General features: G+C 70.6%; 13 protein-coding genes. 5 read left to right on the forward strand and 8 right to left on the reverse strand.

The genetic code is table 11. The annotated features are described in order from the left end of the window. Nucleotides 1–49 precede the first annotated feature (49 nt). From bet to DEI95_RS13220, 8 genes are all read right to left on the reverse strand, one after another. Nucleotides 50–994 carry a phage recombination protein Bet gene (gene bet / locus DEI95_RS16865; RefSeq protein WP_220036659.1) on the reverse strand — a complete coding sequence of 315 codons (945 nt, stop codon included), beginning with the start codon at nucleotides 992–994 and terminating at the stop codon, nucleotides 50–52. Further along, nucleotides 991–2,130 carry a YqaJ viral recombinase family protein gene (locus tag DEI95_RS13190; protein WP_111060539.1) on the reverse strand — a complete coding sequence of 380 codons (1,140 nt, stop codon included), beginning with the start codon at nucleotides 2,128–2,130 and terminating at the stop codon, nucleotides 991–993. The genes bet and DEI95_RS13190 overlap by 4 nt, the downstream gene beginning before the upstream one ends. Beyond that, nucleotides 2,127–2,675, reverse strand: a complete 549-nt coding sequence (locus tag DEI95_RS13195; protein WP_111060540.1) for a hypothetical protein — start codon at nucleotides 2,673–2,675, stop codon at nucleotides 2,127–2,129. The genes DEI95_RS13190 and DEI95_RS13195 overlap by 4 nt, the downstream gene beginning before the upstream one ends. Continuing rightward, nucleotides 2,663–2,941 carry a hypothetical protein gene (locus DEI95_RS13200; RefSeq protein WP_111060541.1) on the reverse strand — a complete coding sequence of 93 codons (279 nt, stop codon included), beginning with the start codon at nucleotides 2,939–2,941 and terminating at the stop codon, nucleotides 2,663–2,665. Before DEI95_RS13200 ends, DEI95_RS13195 begins: the two co-directional genes overlap by 13 nt. Then, nucleotides 2,938–3,240 (reverse strand): hypothetical protein, encoded by a 303-nt coding sequence (locus DEI95_RS13205; protein WP_111060542.1) that lies wholly within the window; start codon nucleotides 3,238–3,240, stop codon nucleotides 2,938–2,940. The genes DEI95_RS13200 and DEI95_RS13205 overlap by 4 nt, the downstream gene beginning before the upstream one ends. Then, nucleotides 3,237–3,635, reverse strand: a complete 399-nt coding sequence (locus tag DEI95_RS13210; protein ID WP_146243673.1) for a hypothetical protein — start codon at nucleotides 3,633–3,635, stop codon at nucleotides 3,237–3,239. The genes DEI95_RS13205 and DEI95_RS13210 overlap by 4 nt, the downstream gene beginning before the upstream one ends. A 79-nt stretch (nucleotides 3,636–3,714) precedes the next feature. Continuing rightward, nucleotides 3,715–3,930, reverse strand: coding sequence for a helix-turn-helix domain-containing protein (locus DEI95_RS13215; RefSeq protein ID WP_111060544.1), 216 nt, complete (start codon nucleotides 3,928–3,930; stop codon nucleotides 3,715–3,717). Further along, nucleotides 3,930–4,202, reverse strand: coding sequence for a helix-turn-helix transcriptional regulator (locus tag DEI95_RS13220; RefSeq protein WP_111060545.1), 273 nt, complete (start codon nucleotides 4,200–4,202; stop codon nucleotides 3,930–3,932). Before DEI95_RS13220 ends, DEI95_RS13215 begins: the two co-directional genes overlap by 1 nt. Nucleotides 4,203–4,300: 98 nt before the next feature. Here DEI95_RS13220 and DEI95_RS13225 point away from each other — a divergent pair, with 98 nt between their 5' ends. The 5 genes from DEI95_RS13225 to DEI95_RS13245 all read left to right on the forward strand — a co-directional run bounded on the left by DEI95_RS13225 (nucleotide 4,301) and on the right by DEI95_RS13245 (nucleotide 7,681). Next, complete coding sequence (locus DEI95_RS13225; protein WP_146243674.1) at nucleotides 4,301–4,672, forward strand: hypothetical protein; 372 nt, start codon at nucleotides 4,301–4,303, stop codon at nucleotides 4,670–4,672. Nucleotides 4,673–4,682: 10 nt separating this feature from the next. Beyond that, nucleotides 4,683–5,069: an ImmA/IrrE family metallo-endopeptidase gene (locus DEI95_RS13230; protein WP_111060547.1), complete on the forward strand. Its 387-nt coding sequence runs from the start codon at nucleotides 4,683–4,685 to the stop codon at nucleotides 5,067–5,069. Next, nucleotides 5,069–6,190, forward strand: coding sequence for a site-specific integrase (locus DEI95_RS13235; protein ID WP_111060548.1), 1,122 nt, complete (start codon nucleotides 5,069–5,071; stop codon nucleotides 6,188–6,190). The genes DEI95_RS13230 and DEI95_RS13235 overlap by 1 nt, the downstream gene beginning before the upstream one ends. A gap of 372 nt (nucleotides 6,191–6,562) precedes the next feature. Continuing rightward, nucleotides 6,563–7,201, forward strand: a complete 639-nt coding sequence (locus tag DEI95_RS13240; RefSeq protein ID WP_110824143.1) for a TetR/AcrR family transcriptional regulator — start codon at nucleotides 6,563–6,565, stop codon at nucleotides 7,199–7,201. A 159-nt stretch (nucleotides 7,202–7,360) separates the two neighbouring features. Then, the gene (locus DEI95_RS13245) at nucleotides 7,361–7,681 is read left to right on the forward strand and encodes a hypothetical protein (protein WP_111060549.1); all 321 of its coding nucleotides are present in this window, start codon (nucleotides 7,361–7,363) and stop codon (nucleotides 7,679–7,681) included. The last annotated feature ends 120 nt before the right edge of the window (nucleotides 7,682–7,801 follow it).

Genomic DNA, 7,801 nt, shown 5'->3' on the forward strand with positions numbered 1-7,801 from the left:
TCCAGCGGCGGCCGTTCCACGACCTCACCCGTCGCGACATCCACCGCGCTCACCGGTCGTACCCGCTGCTGCTCGGCGCCGGAGCGTCGACCTCCGTGCCCTCGAGCACCCCGTCGACCGTCTCCACCTCGTCGTCCGACTGCGGGACCTCCGCTGTCGCCCAGTCCGTCGTCGGCTGCTCCTGCTCCGCCCACTCCGGCTCCGCCGCCTTCACCGGCTCCGCCAACGACGCCAGACGAGCAGCGATCGCCGCCTGCAGCTCACCCGACCGCTCACCCTTCGGCACCCGCCGCCACAGCGCGTTCGCCTCGTCCTTCGACGACACCGCCGCGGCCTCCGCGAACCAGTCCGTCGGCGGCTCCACCACCTCGGCGACGAGCGCCGGCTGCTCCTGAGCGGCCGGAGCCTGCTGCTGCGGACGCTGACGGCTGTCCGCCTGGTCCATCTCCTCCGTCGAGTACAGCCCCGACAGGTCCTGCGGGAACGCCTTCCGCAGCGCCAGCATCTCAGCGCACTTCCCGAGCATCAGCGCCGGCATCTTCCGCCACATCGGCCCGCCCGCGTTGTACGCGTCCATCGTCGCCACCGCGTACAGCGGCTCCACGAACCCCTCACGGTGCACGCCCACCCGAGCCGCCTTCGGAGCCTCCGCCGCGAGCCACACGTCGACCCACGTCACACCGTCCGACGTCCACTGCGTCGCCGTCTGCCCCCGGTACTGCCCCGTCCGCTCCGCCACGAGTCGGGCACCGTCGATCGACACCTGCGTGCCCCACTTGCCGCCACGCTCGATGCAGTAGATCTGCCGCGCGATCGGGTCCAGCCCGGTCCGCTGCGCGTGCATCAGGAACGCCTCGACCACCGGACGCGGCGCGAGCCGCCGATTTGCTGGCGGGCCCGTCACCAGACCGGCCGCCTCGACGAGCGCCGCCTCGGACGCCGTCCACTTCGTCTCGTCTCCCGTCGACGGGAGTGCTGCCACTGCGTTCGTCACGCTGCCTTCTCCTTCGTGCCCTTGGCCGCGGTGACCCGCAGCGCTGCCTTCTTTACGACGACCTGCTCCACGCCGGTCTGACGGATGTGCTCCGCCTCGAACGCCTCCACCGCGAGCCGCTCACGCTTCAGCGCCGCCTCCGCCTGGTCGAAGTCGTCCTCCGCCAGCTGCAGCCGCTCGTACAGCCCCACCGGACGAGCCGCCCCCGCCGCCACCCGGTCGATGCCGAACACCGGCCGCTCCTCGACGACGGCCGGCGTGAACGACACCCGAGCGAGCGGCGACTCCTGCACCACCGCCTCCCCCGCGTCCAGACGGTCGAACATCGCCCGGTACGCCGGCTCCTTCAGCGCCTTCGCCTCCTTCTCGAGGTCCAGGCCGCGGAGGTAGTTCACGGCGAGCGTGTCCAGCTCCTCGTCGATCACCGGCCCCTCACCAGCACGAGCAGCCGCCAGGGCCGCGTCGAGCCGCTCGAGGAAGTGGTCCGCGAGGACGACGAGCTCCGCGAACAGGTCCGCGTCGAACTCGACCCACTCGACGTCCACGCCGAACGGGTGCCCGGACTCGAACTCGCCCGGCCGCCCCTCACGCAGCTCCCACGCGTAGAGCGACCGTTTCGCGCCGAGGATGCCCATCACCCACTGCTGCTGGATGCCGTAGCCCTTCTCGACGTATGCCTGGGACCCGACCGGCACCGGCTTGCCCGACGTCTTGATCTCGGCCACGACGACTTCGCCGTTCTCGAGTACGGCCACGCCGTCCGGCGAAGCCAGGTGCCGCGAGTTCGCCACCGACCGGAACACGCGCGACTCCGGCTGCATCCCGTGGGACTCCCGCAGCTGCTCGGCGATCACCGGCTCCCGCTCGTTGCCCCACGCCGTGTACGCGTTCCCCTGGAATCCGCCCGCCGCGGCCGCCTCGATCTGCTCGTCCGTCTCGGCGAGCAGGAACGGCAGCTTCTCCGCGATCAGCTCCTCGACCGTGACGCCGTGGTAGCCGTGCGCCTTCTGGTGCAGGTCCCGGACCTGCGTCGCCGTGGCGCCGTGCGCCCGCTCGTACAGCCAGCGCGGTCGGTCCTTGTCCGACGCCCCGGCACGCGCACTGAGCTCGGCCGGCAACTTCGTCTGCACGCTCATGCCGTTCTCCCTTCGTTGGTCGGCCAGGACACTGCGCCCATGGCCTCGGTCTGCTGCTTGCTCGGCTCCCCGTCGATCGGAGAGCCAAGGGACCGCGCTCCCATCGCCGCGAGGGCGAGCGCATCGGCCACGTTGTGATCCCGGATCGTCAGCCCGGGATGGCGGGCCCGCATGGTTGCGAGCACCACCCGCTTCTTGGCGTTGCCGTCGTCCGCGGCGTACTTCGCGCGGGTCCGGGGCGACACGACGACGACCTCGTGACCGCACGCCAGGAGCGGGCCACGGACCATCCACCGCTGCGCGTGCCGTTCGTCCGGCTTCCCGAACCGGGAACCCCACGACGGTCCCTCGAGGACGACAAGCGCTCCCGCGGGCACCTGCCGCAGCGTCCGCTGGGCAGTCGACTCGATGCGCTGCCACGACTGCAGCGCGTCATCCGATGCCGGAGCGTCGATCCGCTCAAGGGCCACCTGCCCTTCGCGGATGACCGCGATGCCCGTGCTCGTCAGCGACAGGTCCAGCCCGACGACGATCACGAGCTGCACCGGAGCCGGTAGAACGTCCACCGCAGCGGCACCAGCCCGACCGTGTTGCACGCCGAGCACCCCTGCGGCTTCTGCAGGTTCGCGACCTCAGCGCCGTGCTCTTCGCACACCAGCGCGGTCGCGCCGCAGTGGTTACAGCGGATGCCCCACTCGGACGTCTTCGCACACCGCTCGACGTGCTCAGGCGTGCGCCGGGTCCGCTTGTCGCATCGCGGGTAGTCCGTCAGCGCTGCCTGCAGGTTCGCCGGCACCCTCACGGCGGTCACCGGCCCGTCTCCGGTGTAGCGGGGGGCGGGGGCACCTGATCCGACGCGAGCAGGGACCGCATGTCGCGGAACAGCCGCCACCTGTCCTCGGGCTCGCACTCTCCGTCGCCGTTGTCGTAGTGGTCCAGCACGGCGACGACGGCACGCAGGGGCACCATCGGCTCGGCGCTTGGGGTCGGCTGCGCGGGCACCAGCGCACCGCGCAGGTACGTCTCCACCTCAGCCCGCGACCCCGCCGCGACACCGAAGCTCTCGAGCAGCTCCGCGACGTGCGCCACGACCGCGTCGACCCCGGTCACCGGTCAACCTTCAGCGGCGTCACCAGCGCGAACGCACCGCACAGCCACAGCACGACGACCAGGAACAGCAGCCCACCGTTCAGCGGCGCCGCCACCACCCAGGAGCCGAACCCGATCACGAACGCGAGGCCCCACCACGGGGCCGCCCGCAGCAATGCACGCTGCTCCGGCGTCGTCGGCACCACCGGCACCGGCACGGTCGCGTCCAGCGGCACCTGCACGATGGACCGCTCACCGAGCTCGTTGCGGATGGTCAGCACGGCCTCGTCGTGCTCGTGAGCGACCGAGTGGACGCGCCACAGGTGGCCGTCACGGTCGTAGATCAGCTCGTCGGTGTGGATCAGCGCGGCGAGCTTCCGGCCGGCTGCAGGCATGGAGGTAGCACGGAACGACATGTCGTTGCCCCTTCGGGGTGAGAGAAGTGATCCCGCCGGGCTGTCGGTAGCCGGGCGGCAGAAGATCAGAGAGGGAGGATCAGGCGGAGCGCCGGATCGGCGTCACGTTCGAGTGACGGTGGATGCAGAGGGTTCCCCGCATCCAGGCGTCGAGGCATGCGGCCTCGATCCGCCAGGAGGTGTTCACGGCCCGCTGCTCGCCGTGCAGTTCACCGGACCGGCAGGCGTCGGTGATGGTGCGCCAGTGACGCTGCACCCGCTCGCCGGCCTGCTTCGGCGTCAGCCACTCGGCCATCACGCCACCGCCGCGAGGCGAGCCATGAGCGCGTTCGGCGGGACGTTCAGCCAGCGCGAGATCGCTTCGAGCTCATCGAGGCTGAACTGCTGCTCGCCGCTGCGTCGGCGCTGCGCTGCGCGGACGTCGCGGCCGATGATGAGGGCGAGCTCCGCGGTGGTCTTACGCTGAGCTGCCATGTACGCGCGGATATTCGACGCAACCAGTCCGCTGAGAGTCGTGGTTGGTGCATTTGGTGTCGGGTTCGGAAGCATGACGACAGATTGCGTCATGTGAGACGCATCTGCAAGCCATGTCCCTCAAAACGTCGGTAATTGACGGGACGCGTCCAGTCTTGACGATTTGCGCCTCAACCCGTACCGTTGCGGTCATGCCTCGCCCTGCCTACGAAGGACCGTCCGATCTCGCGCGCGCGGTGTCCCGCGCGTTCCGCCGTGAGATCGGCGACCGGCGCATCTCCGGCCGCGCCTTCGCCCGCGAGATCGGCAAGTCGGAGAAGTACACCCGCGACCGCCTCAACGACGTCTACGAGTTCGGCCTCGACGACATCGCCGCGTTCTGCGAGCTCATCGGCACCACCCCGCAGGAGTTCTTCAAGGCGATCGAGCGCGACGCTGCGAATGTCGGCGGCACCACTCAACCTGAGGGCTCATCGGCGACCGACGCCGACGACTACGCACTCGCCGCTTCCGATCGACCCACCTTCGAGACGGAGCAGGAGCGCGAGCAGGAGCAGCCGTGATGGGGGGCACATGGACGTCTTCGCGCTAATCGAGGACCTGGGGGTCCGCCTCGAGTACCGCACCGACCTCCCGCCCGGCCGCCTCGGCGCCTACTACGACGACGAGCGCCTGATCGTCGTCCGCTCGAACCTCACCCTGGCGCTCGAGGCGGAGACGCTGTGCCACGAGTACGTCCACGCGAAGTACCGCGATCGTTCGTGTCACCCCACGCTGGAACACCGCGCCCAACGAGAGGCCGCCCTCATGCTGATCCACCCCGACGACTACGCCCGCGCCGAGCGCGTCAACACCAGCCCCCTCGCGATCGCTCAGGAGCTCGGCGTCACCCTCCACCTCGTCCGCGTGTTCCAGCACGGCGTCATGAGCGGCATGATCCGCCTCCCCGCGGTCGCCTGATGGCCTGGACCGAGAAGCTGCCCTCCGGACGGTGGCGCGGCGGCTACCGGCTCCCCGACGGGTCCAAGCGATCCGCCGGCACCTTCGACCACAAGAAGGCCGCCATGAACGCCGCGGCCGCCGCCGAGGTCGACGCAGCAGCCCTCGGCTGGCGCGACCCCCGCGCCGGCGCACGCACCTGGGGTGACTGGGTGACCGAGTGGTGGCCCACCCGCGGCGTTGAGCCGTCGACCCTGCTGCGTGACGAGTCCCGGCGGAAGACGCATCTCGACGACCGCTGGGGAGACGTGCCGCTCGTCGACATCACCCGGCACGACGTGAAGGCCTGGGCCGCGGAGCTGCTCGTCGGGATGGCGCCGGCGACCCGTGACCGCTGCGTCGCGCTACTGTCGGCGTCGCTCGTCGCCGCCGTCGACGCCGAGATCCTCACCGCGAACCCTGCCGCCCGCCTCCGTCTCGCGAACGCCGACAACACCCGCGAGCGGTACCTCACGAAGGCTGAAGCGTTCCGGCTCCTCGACGAGGTCCCCGAGGGCGTCGCACGCGGCATGGCCGCCATGCTCCTCGGCACCGGCCTCCGCTGGGGCGAGGCCGCCGGCGCCACCGTGCAGCGCCTCGACCGGTCCGGCGCCGTGTTCCGCGTCGCCGAGACGTGGGACGACAAGCTGAAGCAGCCCAAGGCGTACCCGAAGGGCCGACGACGTCGCTCGGTCCCCGTGCCCGACTGGACGCTCGACTACCTGAAGCCGCTCGTCGGCCGACGTCGCACCGGATTCATCTTCCTGAGCACGGACGAGACGCCGCTCGACCACCACAACTACCGACGCCGCATCTGGATCCCCGCCGTCAAGCGCGCCGGCCTCGACGACGTTCACCTGCACGACGCCCGTCACACGTACGCGTCGTGGCTCATCCAGGACGGCGTCCCGCTCGAGGAGGTCGGTCGGCTCCTGGGGCACGTCTCACCCCTCACCACCCGGCGGTACGCGCACCTCGCCGAGACGCCCAGCGCGTCCGTGCTCAGCGCCCTCAGCCGCCCAGCGCGTGGGGCAGACGTGGGGCAGGACACCGCTCCGGACGACTCCAATGTGATCCAATTCCGCCCCCGCCAGACCGGCTGATTCCCGCACCAGCACTGGGGAACACGACCGTCGACTCCACACGCCGCCACGGCCCGCCGATACCCCTCGACGCACTTTTAATCCGAGGGTCGTGGGTTCGAGCCCCACGGGGCCCACCTCTGGTCGGGACGCCCACCGCCCTCTTCATCCGAGGGTCGTGGGTTCGAGCCCCACGGGGCCCACCTCTGGTCGGGACGCCCACCGCCCTCTTCATCCGAGGGTCGTGGGTTCGAGCCCCACGGGGCCCACCTCCTCGTCGCCTCCCGTCCGACCGTGCCGCCCCGTTCTGGGGTCCGCGCCCGTCTCGCGAACGGGACATGATGCTCGTTGTGGGGGTACCACGCCGCCGCGCGCGTGTGGTGTGGTGCTGTCATGCCCAGCGCCACCATGGACTCCGCACAGCACGACGACGTCTTCACCCGCACCCAGATCGTCGATGCGATGATCCGCGTGCTCCACGAACTGCCCCTGCACGAGGTCACCCCCGCTCGCGTCGCCGCGGAGGCCTCGATGAGCGTCGAGACGATGACCGGCTCGTTCCCGAGCTGGGACGGCCTGCTCCTCGCGAGCATCGACCGGTGGAACGACCAGCGCACGACGGGGCTGATGCCGATCGCCGCCGAGCTGGGCACGGTCCGGTTCCTCCGCGCGATCGTCATGAAGAACATCGAAGACCCGTCGCTCATGCGGTTCCTCACCGCGATGCTGAACATCGCCGCGGCACCGAACCACCCGCTCGCGCCGATGCTGCACAGCCGGTGGCGCCGGTTCCAGAGCTTCGTGCAGGAGTCCCTCGTGCAGGACATCACCGTCGGCCGCGAACCGCACACGATGGAGCCGGCTCGCGGTGCCGAGCAGCTGATCGCGACGTACGAGGGCCTGCAGCTGCAGTCGATGGTCCGTCCGGAGATGGACCTGCTCGAGTCCTTCGACCGAGCCGTGACGCGTCTCCGCGAGGGATGGTCCCGCGCCTACGTCCCGCCCGTGTGGGACCTCTCGCAGGCGAGCTGATCCCGGGGTACAACTCGCCCCCAGGTGATCCTTGGTTGCCGCACTGTCCACATCGGTGCCCCGCTCAGCAGTCTGTTGGATTCACCCGGATATGGTCGTTCTCGTTCCGCTCACCGCGGGACGTCAGCACTGAACGAACCACACCGAACGGGGTACACCGTGATCGAGCCCATCGACGCCACGCAGACCAGCTCCACCGGTGACGCGCGCCGCCTCGTGGAGCTCGCCGCCGCCACCGGGACGAGCATGAGCGACGAGCTCCTGTTGGACACCCTCCGACGCAACGCGAAGGTCAGCATCCGGCACATCCGTGCCGACTTCGCCGAGGTCGCGACCGGCACCGCCGTCCTCGGGTACGTCTGCCGACAGCGCAACGACTTCCTCGCGCTGCGCGGTGACGACCCGGCATGGGCGCAGGAGATCGGCCGCTACCCGAGCGAGTCACTCGCGGTCGAGGCCCTGCGGATGCGTCGAGCCTGACCCGACCGCCGCAAGCGACCGGCCTGCCGGTCCGGTCCGGTCCAGCCTGCCGGGCCGGCCAGGCCTGACCGGCCGGTCCAGCCCGCCGGCCGATCCAGCCGGCCCGGCCCGGCCCCTGTC

Origin of the sequence: Curtobacterium sp. MCBD17_008, assembly GCF_003234475.1 — a bacterium.
Lineage (GTDB): Bacteria > Actinomycetota > Actinomycetes > Actinomycetales > Microbacteriaceae > Curtobacterium.